The sequence below is a fragment of the Streptomyces sp. NPDC086554 genome (assembly GCF_040686095.1).
Taxonomy (GTDB): Bacteria; Actinomycetota; Actinomycetes; order Streptomycetales; family Streptomycetaceae; genus Streptomyces.
Window position 1 is genome coordinate 182,283 of sequence record NZ_JBFBJK010000009.1, and the last position, 16,632, is coordinate 198,914.

Annotated in this window: 12 protein-coding genes and 2 pseudogenes; 9 read left to right on the forward strand and 5 right to left on the reverse strand. The window is 67.3% G+C overall.

All coding sequences use genetic code 11. The annotated features are described in order from the left end of the window. Window positions 1–7: 7 nt before the first annotated feature. From AB0O76_RS17145 to AB0O76_RS17160, 4 genes and pseudogenes are all read left to right on the forward strand, one after another. Window positions 8–1,270, forward strand: coding sequence for a cytochrome P450 (locus AB0O76_RS17145; RefSeq protein WP_365491157.1), 1,263 nt, complete (start codon window positions 8–10; stop codon window positions 1,268–1,270). Between the two features lie 97 nt (window positions 1,271–1,367). Beyond that, complete coding sequence (locus AB0O76_RS17150; protein WP_365491160.1) at window positions 1,368–2,300, forward strand: isocyanide synthase family protein; 933 nt, start codon at window positions 1,368–1,370, stop codon at window positions 2,298–2,300. Between the two features lie 331 nt (window positions 2,301–2,631). Further along, window positions 2,632–2,745: pseudogene (locus AB0O76_RS17155) on the forward strand (IS110 family transposase); the annotation flags it as partial. A gap of 458 nt (window positions 2,746–3,203) precedes the next feature. Further along, on the forward strand, window positions 3,204–3,821 hold the full coding sequence (locus AB0O76_RS17160) for a hypothetical protein (protein ID WP_365491163.1): 618 nt from the start codon (window positions 3,204–3,206) through the stop codon (window positions 3,819–3,821). A gap of 14 nt (window positions 3,822–3,835) precedes the next feature. Here AB0O76_RS17160 and AB0O76_RS17165 read toward each other — a convergent pair whose 3' ends face one another. The 3 genes from AB0O76_RS17165 to AB0O76_RS17175 all read right to left on the reverse strand — a co-directional run bounded on the left by AB0O76_RS17165 (window position 3,836) and on the right by AB0O76_RS17175 (window position 7,475). Further along, window positions 3,836–4,960 carry a hypothetical protein gene (locus tag AB0O76_RS17165; protein WP_365491166.1) on the reverse strand — a complete coding sequence of 375 codons (1,125 nt, stop codon included), beginning with the start codon at window positions 4,958–4,960 and terminating at the stop codon, window positions 3,836–3,838. A gap of 42 nt (window positions 4,961–5,002) precedes the next feature. Next, window positions 5,003–6,079, reverse strand: a complete 1,077-nt coding sequence (locus AB0O76_RS17170) for an XRE family transcriptional regulator (RefSeq protein WP_365491169.1) — start codon at window positions 6,077–6,079, stop codon at window positions 5,003–5,005. A 604-nt stretch (window positions 6,080–6,683) separates the two neighbouring features. Then, a complete protein-coding gene (locus tag AB0O76_RS17175) occupies window positions 6,684–7,475 on the reverse strand; it encodes a transposase (RefSeq protein WP_365491172.1) in 792 nt (263 codons plus the stop codon). A gap of 368 nt (window positions 7,476–7,843) precedes the next feature. On the opposite strand from AB0O76_RS17175, the gene murJ reads away from it, so the two are divergent. The 3 genes and pseudogenes from murJ (at window position 7,844) to AB0O76_RS17190 (ending at window position 11,473) form a co-directional block, all read left to right on the forward strand. Continuing rightward, window positions 7,844–9,430, forward strand: a complete 1,587-nt coding sequence (gene murJ / locus AB0O76_RS17180) for a murein biosynthesis integral membrane protein MurJ (RefSeq protein WP_365491578.1) — start codon at window positions 7,844–7,846, stop codon at window positions 9,428–9,430. Window positions 9,431–9,604: 174 nt separating this feature from the next. Then, window positions 9,605–10,600 carry a recombinase family protein gene (locus AB0O76_RS17185; protein ID WP_365491175.1) on the forward strand — a complete coding sequence of 332 codons (996 nt, stop codon included), beginning with the start codon at window positions 9,605–9,607 and terminating at the stop codon, window positions 10,598–10,600. A gap of 196 nt (window positions 10,601–10,796) precedes the next feature. Next, window positions 10,797–11,473 (forward strand): annotated as a pseudogene (locus tag AB0O76_RS17190) (recombinase family protein). 293 nt (window positions 11,474–11,766) lie between these two features. Here AB0O76_RS17190 and AB0O76_RS17195 read toward each other — a convergent pair. Further along, window positions 11,767–11,934: a hypothetical protein gene (locus tag AB0O76_RS17195; protein WP_365491178.1), complete on the reverse strand. Its 168-nt coding sequence runs from the start codon at window positions 11,932–11,934 to the stop codon at window positions 11,767–11,769. Window positions 11,935–12,116: 182 nt separating this feature from the next. Between AB0O76_RS17195 and AB0O76_RS17200 the strand changes: the two genes are divergently transcribed. Together AB0O76_RS17200 and AB0O76_RS17205 are read left to right on the forward strand one after the other, a co-directional pair. Further along, window positions 12,117–14,882, forward strand: coding sequence for an NACHT domain-containing protein (locus tag AB0O76_RS17200; RefSeq protein ID WP_365491180.1), 2,766 nt, complete (start codon window positions 12,117–12,119; stop codon window positions 14,880–14,882). Between the two features lie 566 nt (window positions 14,883–15,448). Further along, on the forward strand, window positions 15,449–15,988 hold the full coding sequence (locus tag AB0O76_RS17205) for a hypothetical protein (protein ID WP_365491182.1): 540 nt from the start codon (window positions 15,449–15,451) through the stop codon (window positions 15,986–15,988). Window positions 15,989–16,017: 29 nt separating this feature from the next. Here the strand turns inward: AB0O76_RS17205 and AB0O76_RS17210 are convergent, their stop codons facing one another. Further along, window positions 16,018–16,479 carry a hypothetical protein gene (locus AB0O76_RS17210; RefSeq protein ID WP_365491184.1) on the reverse strand — a complete coding sequence of 154 codons (462 nt, stop codon included), beginning with the start codon at window positions 16,477–16,479 and terminating at the stop codon, window positions 16,018–16,020. Window positions 16,480–16,632 lie beyond the last annotated feature (153 nt).

Genomic DNA, 16,632 nt, shown 5'->3' on the forward strand with positions numbered 1-16,632 from the left:
CCTGCCCATGACCACCCAAGAACCCTTGCCGGCCGTGGACCCCGGGACGCTGCCCGACCCGGTCCCGCTGATGGGCTGCCCCTACAAGGCCAACCCCTACCCCCTGTACGAGCAGATGCGCGAGGCCGGCCCGGTCCACCGCGTCCTGTTCCCCAGCGGCGTACAAGCCTGGCTCGTCACCGGCTACGACGCCGCCCACTCCGCCCTGGGCGACGACCGCCTGGGCAAGAACCACGACCGGGGCAACGACCGCTGGCGGGCCCGCGCTTCGATCATGCCCGAGCCGCAGCACTCCCAGCTCCAGGTACACCTCCTCCACCAGGACCCGCCCAAGCACACCGGCATGCGGAGCCATGTCGCCGACGCCTTCACGCCACGTCGGGTCGAGAGCCTGCGGCCCCGCTTCCAGGAGCTGGCGGACGACCTGATCGACGCCCTGCCCGAGAGCGGCCCCGCCGACCTCGTCGGCGGCTTCGCCGCGCACTTCCCGTTCCGCGTCCTCGCGGAGGTCATCGGCCTGCCACCGGTGCTGGCGGCCCGCTTCGACCGCGACTGGGGCAAGGTCGTCCAGCCGGTCGGCCCCACCGACCCCGGACGCCGGCGGTACGAGGCCCGCCTGCACGGCTTGCAGAGCTACATCGCCGAGGTCGTCACGCACAAGCGCGAGCACGGGGAGGACGACCTGCTCAGCCGACTGGTCGGGGCCCGGGATCGCCGCGAACTGTCCCAGGAGGAGCTGGACTCGATGATCTTCCAGCTCCTCGTCGCCGGCCAGGAGCCGGTCACCAACCAGATCACCACCGCGCTCGTTGCCCTGCTCCGCAACCCGGATCAGCTCACGCGCCTGCGTGAGGACCCTTCCCTGCTGCCCCGCGCGGTGGAGGAACTTCTCCGCTACGACAGCGCCTTCGAGCTGACCACCTGGCGCTTCTTCGACAAGGACAGCGACCTGCACGGCACCGAGGTCCCGGCCGGTGACTCGCTGATCGTTTCGCTGTGCGCCGCCAACCGTGACCCGCGCCGCTTCTCCGATCCGGACACGCTGGACCTCGACCGCTCACCCAACCCCCACCTCGCCTTCGGCCACGGCATCCACTTCTGCCCCGGCGCCGCCCTCGCCCGCGCCGAACTCCAGATCGCCCTGGGCACACTCCTCGCCCGGCTGCCCGGCCTGCGCCTGGCCATCAGAGACGAGGACATCGAGTGGATCCCGGCCGTCCTGGGCCGCGGCACCAATCGTCTTCCCGTCGGCTACGGCCGACGCCTCTGACACCGGCCACCAGCTGACCCACGCCCGCTGACCACCTGCGCCTGGCCACCCGCCACGGCGCCATTTCGCCGTGCCCGCGTACACCAGGAGGAACGACATGCCAGCGACGACCGCGCCCGACACGCTCCACAGAACCACCAGCATCGCGATACTGAAGCAGCTCCTGCCCCACCACCGCACCACCGACCAGGCTCGGGCCTTGGCCGAGGCGTTCCCGCATCAACTGCGCCGGATCACCGGCTTCATACGCGACGGTGCTCCGATCGTCTTCACCCTGCCAGGCTTCCCCTGCAAGTCACCCAACCCCGCCAAGGTCCTCGGCCACCTCCCCGACCGTGGCGAACGCCTCTCGCTCACGTTCCTGAACACTCTGTGCGGAGAGATCGAGCGGATCTACCCGCCCGGTGCCCGAGTGATCATCTGCTCCGACGGTCATGTCTTCGGCGACCTCATCGGCGTCCCCGACGACCACATAGACGCCTACGCCGACGACCTACGCCTGCAGATCGACAGAGGGGGCCTGGACCGACTGGCCGTCTTCGACCTGCGTGACGTGCTCGGCGACCTCCCGCACGACACCAAACGCGCCCACGTCCACGACCACTACGCCCCCACCCTGGATGCCCTTCGCACCGAGATCCGCGCCGACGCCCACGCCCTCGCCCTCTACCGCGGCATCACCCGGTTCCTCGCCGAGGACACCGCCCACTGGACCGGCACCCGCTCCGCCCTCCAGCGCACGTGTCGGCAACGCGCGTACGGCGTCATCCAGCGCAGTCGCGCCTGGGGCGACCTCATAGCGGAACACCACCCGGACGCCGTACGCCTCTCCATCCATCCCCAGCCCATCGGCGCCACGAAGTTCGGCATCCGCCTGCTCGACGCCCCGGACGCCTGGACCACCCCCTGGCACTCCGCCGCCCTGCACCGCGCCGACGGCACCTGGACCCTCATGCCTCGCGCCGAGGCAGCCCGATGGGGCCGACTGGTCCGGCGAGATGGCAGGCCCAGTCACTTCGCCCAGCACTGAGTCCGAACACAAGGGTGCTAGTCGTGACGCACGTTGGACGCTCCGGCGTCCTTCCCGCCACATCGCGAACAGCAAAACTGCCTCTGACCTGTTCTTTTCTTGGGCTCATTTCTTGTGATGTCTTTCCGATGACGCACCATGTGAAGTGTGGCTTCCATGCGAGGCACGAGTCTCGGGAACGATCCTTTATCGCAGCAGCCACGCTGGGAGGATGGGCGGGTGCTGTCCCGGGTCTGGGGTCTGACTCATGACACGACTGACCGGAGTGTCCAAGCCACACGGCAACGCGACGCGCTCCGCTGCGGGGCGACCCGCAAAGGACTACTGCAAGCGGCGGATCAAGGAGGGCAAGTCCCGGCGCGAAATCGTCCGTTGCCTCAAACGCTACGCAGCCAGGGAGGTCTTCCACCTGGTCAAACAGCCACAGTCAGGACCCCGCTCATAGGGGCTGTGACACGGACGTGACAGATGTTGACCCCTGTCGGCTTGTTTCGGCGGGGGTTCTGCCCTGCAGGGCCGATGGCGCGGCGGTGGTCGGCCGCGGCTTGGAAGTAGCTGCTTCCGATAGGTCGGGGCGGCCCAAGAATTCGAACAACTGTAGGCATCGTGGCGCGGGAAGGCTACGATCGCAATCGCTCGTCCGCGACCTGTTGCGGGTGCAGATTGTGCACGAGAGGACGGCGGATGGCCGATGCGGAGCTATCCGGGGAGGCGGTCGATGTTCGCGCGAGTGTCCGTACTAGCCTTGCCGTTCGTTTGGATGCCTTCCCGTGTCTAGGGCCGGTTGAGGTCCGTTGGCTTTGTTGTTGAGGCTGCTTCCGGTGGCGCGGGGCAAGCGGTAAGGATGAGCGCGTACAGCCCTGCTGGGGAGAGCGTCGGTGCAGGACGAGAGCGGGTTTGTCGATGGCAATCGCGGCACGAGAGCCCTTGGGTATGGTTGCGGGAGCGCTGGCTCCTGGCGATCTCGTACCCCGCGATGCGAACCTGGCGGTTGTTGAAGCTGTGGGGGCGAAGGTCGTTGCGGCCTACCGATTCGAGGCGCGAGAGCGGGAGCGACGGGCGGCTGCTGGGATGTCACCGCTGACGCGACCGGATGCCCTGAACCTCTTGATGGCGCTGCCACTCGGCGAGCCTGTACCTGCCGGATCACTGAGCGACAGGGAACGCCGAGCGTTGAAGGGTCTGCCGAAGGGGGCGGTGGTTCGACGCGACGGATTGATTACCCGTCTGGCGACCCAGCCGGTCCACGTCGACATGGTGTTCGTGCCTGGACGCAACTGGGAGTCGGCGATGGAGCAGGCCGAGCGGTTTACACCATTCACTGCTCGTTCCGTATTGATCGACGGCGTGTTGCGGCGCAAGGACGAGGCTGTGATGCGCGCTGACTTCTACGGCATTGGATTGCTCCACCTCCAGGGGGATGCGGTCGAAGTTGTGGTGCCACCCAGCCCCTTCGTACGCAGACGCCATACGGTTGCCGGCTGGAAGTTCCTGGAAGACGTTCACCGTCAGCTCTCCTGAGGGGGCGCGTCCGGCTACGGAGTGACGGGCAACGTCGCCCATGCTTTGAGCGGCGCGGGTACTTGGAATCCGGACCTGGGGCTCGCTCCCAGGCCGATGCGCTGGTTTTCCAGCGCGTAGCGGTCGACGGCCGCGGCGCATTTGTTGCGCCACCGCGTCTTGCGTTCGATGCCCGGTTGGTAGCCGGCCATGTCGCTGACCCATTCGCCCCAGGTGAGGATGTTGTGGCTGTCGGCCTCACGCCGTGTGTCGCCGTCGGACAGGAAGAAGCGGTCGAGACCGCGCCCGCCGCACTCCTCGCAGTCACACGTTGCCGGATCTGCGTTGGCGTAGAGGGTGGACAGCGACTCGGCGCCCTTGAAACACATCAACTGCGGCATCAGCACGTGCGGGTAGGTGGGCCCGCCGCCGCGCTTGCCTATCTGGGCCTTCTCGTCGGGCGGTATCGCGTGGCGGAGCGAACTCTGAACCCCTATTCCCGCACAGAGGGCACCATGCGCCATCACGTCGAGAGCTGCGAGGTCTGTGCGCAGCAGCGACATGTGCTCGACCTCGGTGAACAGCCGGCGCAAGTTGGCCGGGACATCCTTCGTCTGCTCCAGCGGGTCGAACTGGCGGAAGAGGATGACGGCCTTCGGGTGACGGATCTTGGCACAGACCGCGATCAGTTGGCCGATGTTATCCCGGTTCAGCCAGGTGACATCGATCGGAAGGGAGACCAGCGTGTCAGCTCGCTCGATCCGGTTGGCTTCCCGCAGCACCGCCTTGAGGGCACGGGAGTTGGCCGGCGGGATATACCCGGTGGGTGTCAGTGCTGCGGTTGCCCCTCGAGCCTTCTGAAAGGTCAAGGAGTCGTTCACGGCGCCGAACAGTTCGTCGGGAGGAGCCATGAACGGCTCCTCTGCCGTCGCCGTGTACGTGGTGTATACGGCGCTGTCGATCAGCAGAGTGCCCTGGTAGCCGACATCGGTGCGGAGCTGGAAGGCGCGTGCGTCGGCATTGGCGCCGGTCATGACCACGCCGCTCAGGCCGTCATCGAGGGCAGGGCGAGGCCGTGGAATGTTGCGTGCTTGCTCGTGCAGCAGTACGCGTCCCTGCAGGAGCGGTACCGCTGCCACGGTGTGGTCGAGCGTCTTCACGGCAGGCGGTCGCCGCCTCGGATCTGGGGCGTTGCTCATGAATCACCTCGCAGAAGGGTCCGGCACATCCTTGTGTCCGGACGGAGAAGAAGCGCACAAGTAGATCTCGTGGAACTCCTCGCGACCCAGGCCCGCCAGGTGAGCGGTCTCGGTCACACTGAGGTGGTGCTGTCCCTCAAGCCGGGTGACGGCCCGAGCGATATGACGCGGGGTCTCGCGCCGGATGACGATTGGTTCGTTGGTGCGGTAGCCGAGTGCGGACAACTCGACCATGAGCGTGCGGTACTGCCATTCGCTGATCACACCCAGGTCCACGGCCCGCCGGATGAGCGCGGCCATGGAGACCCCCCAGCGGGCTTTGAGATCCATGAGGCGGGCGACGTCGATGCCGGGCTTCAACTCGCCCAAGATGACCTCGTGCGGCATAAGGAACTCAGTGGCGAACCGGTCGGCTTGGGCCTCCTGAGCATGTCCCTCGCCAGGCTCGCGGTGCATGATCAGATGACCCAGCTCGTGAGCCAGGCTGAAGCGTGAACGGTCGCCAGGGGCAGTGGAGTTGAGGAGCACCAGCGGCGCTCGGCCATGCGGCCACTGGCTTACGGCGTCGAGTTCGGTGGTGCCCAGATCGCGGACTACGACCAGGGCGCCGACGTGTTCGAGCAGAGCGACCAGATCGTCGATGGGGCCGGTGGGAACGTTCCACTCTTCGCGTACCGTCTCCGCGGCGTCCGCGGGCGTGTCGAAATCGTTGACCTCAATGTGCCTGAACCGGTGGGGATGACGGAGGGCCGCCGCCCGCGTTACCGATTCGACCTGGAGGCGGGTGAGCGCCAGCGTCGCATGGATTCGGCGCAGCGCGGGGGCTCCCAGTGAGGCCCGTTTGCGGTGGTGTATCAGCCCGATGCCTGCCCCGGCCGTATCGGCGGCCTGGCACAGCATTTCGGGTGTGAAGCGAAGCGCGGCGGCGAACAGGAGGACCCGCTCGGCCCGGACCGGGATGCGCCCGGCTTCGGCCCGGCTTACGTACCCCTGCGTGATGCGGTTGCCGTCCACGTGCGACATCTGCTCGGCAAGCTCGGACTGGGTCCACCCCCGAGAGTCGCGCGCCAGGGCGAGCATGGCGGGATCCGCCAGCAAGTCCTTCTGGTCACTCACGGTCCACCTCCAACCCTGCCAAGTCTCAACTCCGCCGAGGATACACGGTTTTATGCCTCAAAATATTCCGTGCATGATCCGTGCAGTGTGATGCCTTCAGGAATACCACGCGCCACTGACAGTCCAACTCCGCGTGCTTCGGCTGGGGTTGGGTAAAGCTTCTGGGCGCGCACCCAACGGGGCCGTACTGCCGCCCTCCTGGCTTGGTGCGGATGAGGGAGGGGCGAGCCTGACGCTGGTGTCGACCCCTCGCCTGGGATGGCGTTGTCGGTGCCGGACCGGCGGAGCGTGTCCCCATAGGGGCCTGCCGATCACCGTGGCTTCCTCACGATCCTGACCACTCGACGCAGTCCGGTACCGGCAACGCGACAGGCCATCGAACCGGGAGAGGAACCGGCACCTTCAGACCGAACATCTCAGCGCGCCGATCATGTCGAATGCGCCACCGCTCACCTTCCCCTTGCTGCCCTGCAGAAGCCCGGATCGGCTGCTGACCCGGGTACCTGCGTGCTGCTGCAGTGCCGCGCAGTAGGGAGCCGTTGTGCGTACTGAGATGCCTTCCACCAGCTCAGACCCGGCGGGCCAGACGGCGGCTCATGAGCATGGCCTGCGAGAAATAGATGAACGCCTCGCTGGAGGCGGGCAACGTCTCGAAGTTCCCTACCAGCCGCCGGGATCGCATCAGCCACCCCAGTGTGCGCTCGACCACCCACCGTCTCGGTAGCACCACGAACCCGCTCATGTCGTCACTGCGTTTGACAATCTCCAGCGTGAGCTGGAGTTCTTCCCGCACCCACGTGACCAGCCGCCCGCGATAGCCGCCGTCCGCCCACACCAGCGTGATCTTCCTGAACCGCTCACGGAGTTGAGGCAGGAGCACTCGGGCGGCCTGCCGGTCAGTGACGTTGCCCGCGGCCACCAGCACCACCAACAGCAGGCCGAGGCAGTCCGTGATGACGTGCCGGCGCCTGCCGTTGATCTTCTTTCCGCCGTCGAACCCGCGCGAGGCCGCCGGGACCGACGCCGCCGCCTCGGCCGCCCGCCGGTGCACCCACGTCAGGTACGGAGCCGGGCGGCGCAGGGCCAGGCCCTCGATCAGGTGCTGGAGTTCCTCGGGGATGTGGCGGCGCCCGGCGTCCGAGCGGCGGGCACGGACGAGGCCGGCAAGGCCCTGGCTGCGGTAGGCGGCGGCCCACCTCTGGGCGGTTCGGCAGGCGACGCCCGCTTCGGCGGCGGCCCGCATCAGCGGAACCCCGTCCTCGATGTGCGGCCGCAGCACCGCGAACCGGCGCATCGCCGCCTCGCGCTGGGCCTCTGTCAGCTCGCCCAGCGCCGCGGACTCCACGGCGGGTGTCGCCATGCTCACCAGCATGCCGCCCTGCCCCGACCTTCCTCACCGGCGCGCGGGTGCACGAAGCCGGCGCTTCGCACTCTCGGGGGAGCGTCTAGATCCGGGCGAGTGTTGAGCACGGAGTTGTTGTCAGTAGCTACCGCCGTCGCTGCCGGGCCGACGTAGGCCAGGACTGCAGTCTCCAGCCAGCTCCATTGTCGACTGGGCTCCTGCGGGCCGACGGGAGAGCCTGATCGGGGCACAAGATGATGATCTCAACGCCTTAGATTGGGCACATGGTGGAGGGGACGCAGGCTGTGGCGGGAACGCGATCACGGGGAAAACGGAAGCGGGGGCGGCACGCCGCTACGAAGCCGAGGGTGGCGAAGGGCGGGCTGATGCGCTCGTCCCTGCTGATGGCGGCGGGGACGGTGGTGTCCCGGGCGACGGGCCTGCTCAGAACTGTCCTGCAGGCCGGGGCGCTGGGGACAGGGCTGCTGGCCACGACTTACAACCAGGCCAATGTGGTGCCGGCGAGCCTGTACTTCCTGCTCATCGGCGGCGCGCTGAACTCCGTGCTGGTGCCGCAGTTGGTGAGGGCCAGACTTGAGCACGCGGACGGCGGACGGGCCTTCGAGCAGCGCCTGGTCACCCTCACGATGTCGGTGCTAGGAGTCGGCACGCTGCTGGCGGTGTGGGCGGCGCCGCAGATCATCAGCCTCTATCAGAGCGATACTCCGGCCAACCACGAGGCGTTCCAGCTGACGGTGGTCTTCGCCCGGTTCCTGCTCCCGCAGATCTTCTTCTACGGACTGTTCAGCATCCTGGGCCAAGTCCTCAACGCCCGGAACAAGTTCGGGGCGATGATGTGGACCCCGGTCCTCAACAACGTCGTGCTGATCTCCATGTTCGGCGTGTATCTCGGCATGATGACCGTCCCGGACTCGGTCCAGGACATCACACCGACCCAGGTCACGTTGCTCGGCGCGGGCACCACGCTCGCCCTGGCAATCCAGGCCCTCGCCTTGATCCCCTTTGCCCGAGCCGCCGGATTCCGCTTCCGCCCACGCTTCGACTGGCGCGGCACGGGCCTGGGCAAGAGCATCAGCGCAGCCCGCTGGACCCTGCTGTTCGTGCTCACCAACCTCGTGGCCAGCACCGTCGTGACCCGCTACGCCTCCGCCGCGGACACGGCACTACCCGACGGAGGGGTGGGCTTCTCCGCCTATACCTACGCGCAGACCATCTGGTCGCTGCCGCAGTCGGTGATCACCGTCTCGCTGGTCACCGCCTTGCTGCCGCGGATGAGCCGGGCCGTCGCCGAAGACCGCCTGGACGACCTGTGCACGGACCTCTCCCGGGCCCTGCGGATCAGCGGCGTCGTCATCGTTCCGGCTGCCTTCTTCTTCGTGGCCCTTGGCCCGCAGGTGGCGCAGGTGGTCTTCGCCCACGGAGCGGCCGATCCGACGTCTATCGTGCCGCTGGGCCAGATGCTCCAGGCGTTCGGGCTCGGCCTGATCCCCTTCTCGGCGCAGTACATGCTGCTGCGCGGCTTCTACGCCTTCGAGGACACCCGAACCCCGTTCTGGATGGCGGTGTGGATCAGCGCGGCCAACATTGCGCTGGCCACCGCCTGCCATCTGCTGATGCCCCCACGCTGGGCAGTCACCGGCCTGGCGGCCGCCTACGCCCTCTCGTACGGCATCGGTCTCCTCATCACCGCGCTGCTGCTGCGACGACGCCTCGACGGCCGACTGGACGGCAAGAGACTGTGCCGCACCTACGGCAAGCTGACGGCTTCCGCCCTCGCGGCAGGGACCCTGGGCTGGCTCGTGGCGCGCACGTGCGCCACCACCGCCACGTCGACCGCATGGGCGCCCGTCCTGGGCCTGGCCACGGGAGGCGTCACGATGCTCCTGCTCTTCGTGCTCCTCATGCGAATCCTGAAGATCAGCGAGCTGCGGAGCCTGCCAGGGGTGAGATGAACTGGCTGGCCAGGACTGAGTAGCCCGCGTCGGGAGCGGAGTTGCATCAACTGCCGGTTGCGAAGGGCGCCCCACATGGTGTTCGGAAACGATCGTCTGTGAGCACCATTGCGAGCGCCTCGGTGGAACTGCCAACGTCCCAGCTCGCCACTCCGCCAATGGAGTTCACAACCCGTGTACGGAATCAATGGCCGGAATGGCGCCCCGACAACCGTTTGTGAGGACGTTTCAGCCACGGCGAAGATCGGCTACGGGCGCGTCAGCACCCGCGACCAGAACCCCGACTCCCAGCGCGACGCACTCACCGAAGCCGGGTGCGACAAGATCTTCATCGACAAGGCGTCCGGCAAGCTCGCCAGCCGCCCCGAACTCGACAAGGCGCTCGACTACGCCCGCGCCGGCGACACTTTCGTCATCACCCGGCTCGCCCGCGCCGCCCGCTCGCTCAAGCACCTGATCGAACTCGCCGAGAGCCTGCGCGAGCGTGGCATCGACCTGCTCGTGCTCAAGCAGGGCATCGACACCTCCACCCCTACCGGCCGCCTGGCCTTCCACATGCTTGGCGCCATCGACGAGTTCCAACGCGAGCTGATCGTCGAAGGCACCCACGAGGGCCTTGCCTCCGCCCGCTCCCGCGGCCGCACCGGCGGCCGCCGCCCCACCCTGACCGCCACCCAAGTCCGCATGGCCCGCCAGATGTACGACAGCGAGGAGTACACCGTGCAGCAGATCGCCGACACCTTCCACACCAGTCGCGCCACGATCTACAGGGCCCTGTCCGACGAGGGCGACTTCGCCTACGTCGTCTACCGCAGCAGCAAGCCCAAGGTGGACAACGACGGCCGCTCGTACGGCGAGACCGGACAAGGGGACCACAGCCGGGCCCAGTACGACTCTGACCGCATGTACTGGCCCCTGGACGATGCCAAGCGCCACCGCGCCAAGGCCATGGTTTACGTCACCGACGGCATCGTGACACGCATCCGCGCCATCGACCCCAACGGACAGTGGACCCCTGACCAGCGAGCAAACGGCACCTACTGGGAGATCCCCGTCACCGCCCCCCTTACCCACGACGAGATCACCAAGCAGTTCCCCACCCTCGACCTCACCCTTGGTGACGAACTGCCCCGCCAGCGCGGCAAGCAGCGGGAGCACCTCGCACTGTAAGCGCCCGTGGTCGGCCTCGCTGGAGTGTGTCTTCAGCGGGGCCGACCACGTTCACCGCGCCAGATATCGGTGAAGATTCGGCGTCACGGACATCTGAAGGTCACAGCCCTGGAGCCTCTTTCGGTGATCGTCGGCCGATCCTCAGAAAACGTTGGTTAGTTGACGGCACACTGGCGGTGTGACGACCCTCACCGACGTGCTCGACACCGGCGACGACCTTCTAGTCGCCTTCCCGCTCCACCCCAGCGAGATCCGCATCGGCTACGCCCGTGTCTCCACCGACGGGCAGAAGCTCGACCGGCAGATCGACGCGCTCACCGCGGCGACGTGTCGGCGCATCTTCGCGGACAAGAAGTCCGGCAAGAACGACCTGCGTCCCGAGCTGAAGGCGTGTCACGCCTTTCTTCAGCCCGGCGACACCCTCGTCGTCCCCTCCCTGGACCGCTACGGCCGCTCGCTCCAGGACCTGGTGAACATGGTCGCGGCCCTGCGCGAGCGCGGCATCGGCTTCACCTCGCTGCACGAGCGGCTCGACACCACCACCCCCGGCGGGCGCCTGATCTTCCACGTCTTCGCCGCGCTCGCTGAGTTCATCCGCGAGCTGATTGTGCAGGGCACCAACGAGGGCCTCGCGGCTGCGCGGGCCCGCGGCCGCGTCGGCGGCCGGCCCACGGTCGTCAATGACGACCTGCTCCGCAAGCCAAGGACATGCTGCCCAACCCGGAGAACAGCGTGGAGTCGATCGCGAAGATCCTCGGCGTCTCCGTCGGCACCCTCTACAACCACATCCCGGACCTCAAGGAACTCCGGGCCTCCAACGTTCCCGCCCCGCTCGAAGGGAGCACCCGGTGGTCCCGCAGCCTCACCGCCTGAAAGACAACGCCCTCGTTCTGGGCGCGAGTCGTGCCGGGGCAGGTCGGGCTCTTCGGTCCGTACGGCAGCGACGCCGAAGGCGACTTAGACAACCTCGACCAGGTGCACGCCGAGCCGTGCGACGGCCGTCCGGACCGATGACCGCGTTATGGCAGAACGTCGTGGGCCCGCTGTCGCAGATCAAGCCGATCCGCCCTCGACCTGGGCTCCCGGCTGGACATAGGCACCGCGCACCGGCCGGGGAGGACTGGTGGCGCGGACACGGCCGGTGTCGCGGGGCCGAAGACGGACCGTCACCTGCGGCCCCGCACGGCGCGGATCACCTCGGCGACAGCCCTGAGGACCATGACACGGTCCCGCGAGGCGGTGTCTGTCAGCGCAACAACGACGATCAGCACGGCCGCGGTGGCCGCGACCAGCATGCCGGCCACGGGCACCAGGGCCCAGGCGGTGACGTCCATGGCAGTCCCTCCGTCCGTGCCGCCGTCCGACGAACGGCACGGGGCCATCTCACAGGAGCGACCCGGAACGGCGAAGACGTGCCGGACCGAGCGGACGGCACAGACAAAAGGCCAGGTCACATGCGTATCCAGCCCGGTCCTGAGCGGATCCGCCGGATCCGGGGCGCAGGAGAAGGGCCGCGATGAGCAAGAAGACGAACCTCGGCGCGGGACGGCAGACGCTGCGCAAGGCGCTGCGAGAACTGGAGCAGGCGGCGCTTCAGGGCAGGGACCGTACGGAGGCGATCGCCCAGGCGAACCGCTGGCTGGAGCAGTCCGGGCTGGCGGTGCTCAGGCCCACGACAGTTGGTGGCTGGTTCGAGGGGGGCAGCCCGGCAAAGGACTTCCGGTCCTTGTGGGCACTGGTCCGCGTCCTGCTGGAGTGGACCGGACAGCCACCGGCAGACCTACTCGGCGGCCCTGCTCGCGGCCAAGCAACGGCACGGTGGATAGCCACCGAGGCACTGTGGAAGAACCTGTGGGAGCAGGCAAGAGAAACGAGCCCCCGCGCTGCCGCACCCGCCAACTCTCCGCTGGTTGCCGCATACCTGAAGGCAGCGCTCAACGCTGCCACGCAGCACCCTTATCCGGGTGAACTGGGCGTCCACCGTCTGCCGCCGGTGGCCGACGTCTATGTGCGCCAGCAGGCTCGTGCCCAGGAGGCGGGCGATCCGGGCAGCCCGAGTCCGGGCGATGCCACGGAGAGTGGAGACTCCACTGGGTCGGCAGTGCCCGCTGCCGAGGTCTTCCGGGACGGCACTCTGTGTGTGCTGGTGGGCCGTCCCGGGGGTGGAAAGTCCACGTTGCTACGTGCTCACCTCGCCAGCTCAGCCGAAAGCTGGCTGGGGGGCAGGGGCGGAAAGACGATCCCGGTCATGGTGAGCGTGGCGGCCCTGACCGGCTCGGACTCGCTGCCGACAGCTCTCGCCAAGGCTGTGACCGGCGACCTGCGGCGGGTGGGGCTGCTTGACGAACTCACGGCGGACTTCTTCCGCCACCCTCCACGCGCCGGGGTGAGCTGGCTGGTGCTGGTCGACGGCGTCGATGAGATCCCCAACGCAGCGACCCGCGTTGCTGTCCTGACGATGCTCGCCAGCGCAGTTTCATCCGGGGAGGGGTTGTACCAGTGCGTCGTGGCAACCCGCCCCCTGCCCGAACAAGAACTCGGCGCGCTGGGCGGGCACACGCCGCGCTACGAACTACAGCCCTTCTCCCACAAAGACCTGTTCACCTATGCCACACGCTGGTTTCAAACCCTGGACGGCCCCGGCCGCCACGCCAGGGTATTCCTGGCCAGCCTCAACTCCTCCCGCCTGGGCGTGTTGGCTCGTACCCCGCTGATGGCCTTCATGCTGTGCCAGTTGTACGCGGCCGATCCCTCCCGGCACCTGCCTGAAGGGCGTTCGGGGGTCTACCAGTCGTTCCTCGAACTGCTCTATGAACAGAACAGCCACAAGCAGGTCGCGAGTACGCAGGACAAGGCGATCCGTGAACTGAGAGATCGCTACCAGATACTCCGGGACAACGAGGCAGTCGAGCAGGCCGCGCAACGCGTCCGCTACCACTTGCCAGACTTGATCGACTACCTGGCCTACGAAAAGGCCAACGGGAATCCTGCCCCAGCTGTCAAGATCATAGCCGCCCATCCTCACGGACAGCGTCCAGACAAGGTCAAAGAACTGCTGTGGAACGCTTTCCTGGAGGATCTCCTACGGCCCACCGGTCTATTGACTCAACGCGCAGGCGACTTTGATTTCCTCCACCAAACCCTCCTCGAATACCACGCCGCCCGCCACGCCACCCGCGACGAGCAGACCCGTACCCAACTCCTACACAGCCTGATCTCGCCCCCAAGCGTTCCTAGCAGCGGTCGCTTGGAACCGCCCGACCTGGATGCCTCCTACCTCGGCTTCCTCCTTGACGGACTCCTCGCCCCCCAGGACCGCATCACAGCTGAGACCATCCGATACATGGAGGCACTCACCGAACACGGGGGATACGCCGCCTACCTGTTCCTCACAACACAAGTAGAGCTGAGGACCAATCTTCCCCCCGGCCCTACCGCAGGCCAGCTCGCCCGATTCGCCAGCGCCGCCACCTTGGGCGGCGTCGCCCGTGTACAGGCCGCCCGGTACTTGGCGCAGCTGGACGGCTACAGGAACGAGGCCGTTGGACTGCTCGCCGACCTCGGCGCCGACACCACCCTGAGCCGCTACGACCGCGACAAGGCAGTCCGGGCCATCGTCGCCTTCGGCGACGAGCGCGCCGCGGGGCTCCTCGCCCACCTCGCCAACGACACCACTCTGAGCAGCTACGCCCGCGGAGAGGCCGCCCGGGCTCTGGTCGAACTTGGCGACGCGCGCGCCGCCGGACTGCTCGCCACCCTCGCCGCCGACCGCACCCTCGACACCGACGAGGCCGTAACCGAGATGAACCGAGAGAAGGCCGTCCAGGCCCTGGGTGACCTCGGTGACGCGCGCGCCGCCGGGCTGCTCACCCGCCTCGCCAACGACACCACCATCAGCTGTATGAACCGGGTGGTGGCTGCCACAGCCCTGAGCAAGCTGACCGGGCACGAGAAGCGCGCCGCCGGGCTACTCACCCACCTCGCCAACGACACCACCCTGGACAGCTACGCCCGTGTACAGGCCGCCCGGGACGTGGCCAAGCTGGACGGGCTCAAAAACGAGGCCGCCGAGATGCTTATTGCTTTCACCGCTGATACCACCCAGCCCGCCTTCGCCCGCGCGATAGCGGCTGGAGGACTGGGTGACCTCGGTGACGCGCGCGCCGCTGGGCTGCTCGCCCACCTCGCCAACGACACCACCCTGGCCGGTAACGCCCGCAAGTGGGCCGCCGACAGCCTGGCTCGCCTTGGTGACGAGCAGCGCGCCAGGGCCGGAGAGTGAAGACGTTCGTTAGGGATCCCCAACGAACACACTGATCTTGCTCGACAAGAGCTGCCGAACAGCTCGGATACCGTCTCGCACCACAACCAGTCGGCCCTAACAGCCGCGATCACCGCCAACAACCGCTGACACTCCTGCTGTCGGAATCACTGACACCTTCATGTCGCCCCACACCTGTGACGTCGAAGACTGCGGATTGAAGTTTCACTTTGCGTGGGATGCTGCGGGCTGAAGAGTTACCTTGCGGCGAGGGGTGGGGCTAGCCGGACATGGTCCATGCGTTAGAGGTCCTGCCGGGTGGTTCCGCCGGGCCGTCGACAACCGGGTTCGCGGTCCTGTACGTCGCACCTGACGGGTCGGAATTGCGGCGCCCGCTGCCTGAGACATGGGCCGTGCCGTTCGAGCACGCCGCTCCCGTACGCGCCTTCGCGTCGTACCGCCGGCAGCGCAACCTGCCGGGCCTGACCGCCCGCCAGCGGGCCGCACGGACCTCCTCCTCCCCGCACACTCCCGCTCGCTTGTGAAAATTCGAGCTGCTCGGACGTATCTCTGAAAGGCAGAACATCATGGACGCCCCCTGGGGAACTCTCATATCCACAGCCAGCGGAGCCGCCGCGACCATCCTGGGCATCCTCGTCGGCACCCTGGCCGGACGGCGCAACGAGGGCCGACAGTGGACACGCGACCGGAAGGCCGCAGCATATGAGCGGTTTCTTCAAAGCTTCACCGCAGTGGAGATCGGCATGCGCCACGCATACTGGGAGGAAAGGAACCCGGAGGGAGTCGACTGGGAGGAGTGGAACGCCTCGCTGATATCCGTCAGCCTGATCGCCGACTCCGACACCGGAACAGCGGCCGACGAACTCTGCACGGCCATCGGAGAATTCAGCACATTCCCGTTCGGAGAACCGAAAGACCTGGAGAAGCTGCGCCAGATCCTCCAGAAACTCGACGCCGCACAACGGAATTTCGTTCACGCCGCCAGGCGATCGCTCCACCCCTCGGAGAAGCAGCAGGTCTCCTGGCGCCTGGGCGGGCCGCCATCCTGGTCCGAAATCGAAAAGATCCAGCAGCGAGACAACGACCTTGGCCGTCTCATCTCCTGAACCGTATCGAGGGGTAGAACGGCCTTTGCCTACGCGGGCTCGCCCGCGGACGGCGCGGGAGCATATGGTTCGACCTCGCGCCACGGAGGTGGACCTCCGAGTTGCAAATCAAGCGACTGCTGCGAACTGTCCAGGGACCTGCGGGCCGCGTTCACAAAGGCGAGCTGAGCAGCGGCCAGAGCACCGTGGATCTCCTGCAAGTCCTCCCGCGTTTTCGGAGAGCGGTCGACCAGAAGCGCGAAACGTCCGACGGCATCGGTCAATCTCCACGCCGCAGCCGCGACCTCCCGCGTCGCCACCAGGCTGAGCGCGACCAGCGCCGCATTCCAGGGCGCCCAGTCCAGCCTGTTGGGGCGATCCTCAATGAAGGCTTCACGGAGTTCAATCTCGACCTTGGTGAACTCCCTCATGAGCGTCGCATAGGTCGTCGTCCGGTTGTCCCGGACCCACTGCTCGTTCTGACCGCGTCGTCCGACGACGCCGCCCGCCACGACACCTACGACAGTGGCAGCAACGCCACCCGCAGTCGAGATCACAAGCTCCCACGGGACAGCCAAGCCAACCCTCCCCCACAACGGATGGGCCCACCCCATCGAACAAGGCTGAGCCCAGGGCCCAGACCCTAGTCGATCAGGGCGGAACCG

Bases quoted from the DNA above. Each gene is read 5' to 3' on its own strand.
- AB0O76_RS17195 (WP_365491178.1), bottom strand. From the start codon at position 11,934: ATGGACGTCACCGCCTGGGCCCTGGTGCCCGTGGCCGGCATGCTGGTC.
- AB0O76_RS17145 (WP_365491157.1), top strand. From the start codon at position 8: ATGACCACCCAAGAACCCTTGCCGGCCGTGGACCCCGGGACGCTGCCC.
- AB0O76_RS17170 (WP_365491169.1), bottom strand. From the start codon at position 6,079: ATGCTCGCCCTGGCGCGCGACTCTCGGGGGTGGACCCAGTCCGAGCTT.
- AB0O76_RS17175 (WP_365491172.1), bottom strand. From the start codon at position 7,475: ATGGCGACACCCGCCGTGGAGTCCGCGGCGCTGGGCGAGCTGACAGAG.
- murJ (WP_365491578.1), top strand. From the start codon at position 7,844: ATGCGCTCGTCCCTGCTGATGGCGGCGGGGACGGTGGTGTCCCGGGCG.
- AB0O76_RS17205 (WP_365491182.1), top strand. From the start codon at position 15,449: ATGGACGCCCCCTGGGGAACTCTCATATCCACAGCCAGCGGAGCCGCC.
- AB0O76_RS17200 (WP_365491180.1), top strand. From the start codon at position 12,117: ATGAGCAAGAAGACGAACCTCGGCGCGGGACGGCAGACGCTGCGCAAG.
- AB0O76_RS17150 (WP_365491160.1), top strand. From the start codon at position 1,368: ATGCCAGCGACGACCGCGCCCGACACGCTCCACAGAACCACCAGCATC.
- AB0O76_RS17160 (WP_365491163.1), top strand. From the start codon at position 3,204: ATGGCAATCGCGGCACGAGAGCCCTTGGGTATGGTTGCGGGAGCGCTG.